Genomic DNA, 1,070 nt, shown 5'->3' with positions numbered 1-1,070 from the left:
GCCCGGCGCGGTCAGTGACCGCCTCGCTGCGTACGTATGGGGTCGGTGCCGCGCCGGGGTACGCCCCCAGCCTTCGGCCGGGGGGACCCCCACCTCGGGGCTCGCGGTTTACGCCCACGTCATTCGGCGCCGGGTCCCCCGCTCGTCCCCTGCGGGGGCACCCCGCCACACCCCCTCATGCTGGTTGGGGCGCATGACGGCCGGAGGGTGGTAATGACGGGGGTGCCCTTCCGCCGACATAAGCGCACCGGTATACCGGCGGGGTGATCGAAAAGGTGAGGGCCGTCCTTCTGGACTGGGTGGGAACGCTCATCGTCCCCAAATGGGGTCCTGACCACGCCGGTCCCAAGGGCGGGGCGTGGATCGAGGGCGCGTTGAGGCGTCTCGCCCGGGACGCCTCGCCGTCGCAGGTGCGGCGGCTCAGCGCTGGTCTCGACGCGGCGATCAGGCAACCCGAAGTGGCGCGGGCGATGAACGGCGCGGACGCGTCCGTGGAGTCGTACCGGGCCGGCTTCAGGCTTTGGGCCTCGGCCGCGGGCATCGACGAGGCGCTGGTGGACGCCCTGTATTCCGAACTGGCGCAACCGGACGTCGATCTCTTCGCGGTGGACGTGAGGCCGACACTTGCGACGCTGAAGGCCGCCGGGGTGCGGGTTGCCGTGGTCAGCGACGTCCACTTCGACATCCGCCCGTGGTTCGAGAAGGCGGGCCTCGACGGTTACGTCGACCGGTTCGTGCTGTCCTTCGAGCATGGTGTGTGCAAGCCCGATCCCGCCATTTTCCGGCTGGCGTTGGACGAGCTCGCGGTGGGTCCGGGCGAGGCACTGATGGTCGGGGACCGTTCCGCCTATGACGGTGCGGCGGTCGAGGCGGGCATCGCGACCCTGCTGGTCCCCCCTCTCGCCGAGGCCACCGACGAACGCCTGCACCTCGTGCTCGCATCCTGCGGACTGCCTTGGCACGTGCGCCCCTGACACCCCCTCCGGCCGTCAGTCGCCCCAACTCGTGGGAGGGGGTGTCAGGGGCGCACGTGCCAAGGCAGTCCGCAGGATGCGAGCACGAGGTGCAGG

Annotated in this window: 1 protein-coding gene; it reads left to right on the top strand. The window is 70.9% G+C overall.

Annotated features, from left to right (window positions below; all coding sequences use genetic code 11):
* Positions 1–263: 263 nt before the first annotated feature.
* Positions 264–974, top strand: a complete 711-nt coding sequence (locus PV350_RS46680) for an HAD family hydrolase (protein ID WP_500339318.1) — start codon at positions 264–266, stop codon at positions 972–974.
* Positions 975–1,070 lie beyond the last annotated feature (96 nt).

The organism is Streptomyces sp. PA03-6a (genome assembly GCF_033792765.1).
In the GTDB taxonomy this organism is placed as follows: domain Bacteria; phylum Actinomycetota; class Actinomycetes; order Streptomycetales; family Streptomycetaceae; genus Actinacidiphila.
The sequence above is the reverse complement of the archived record's forward strand: the minus strand, read 5'-3'. Positions and strand labels throughout refer to the sequence as shown.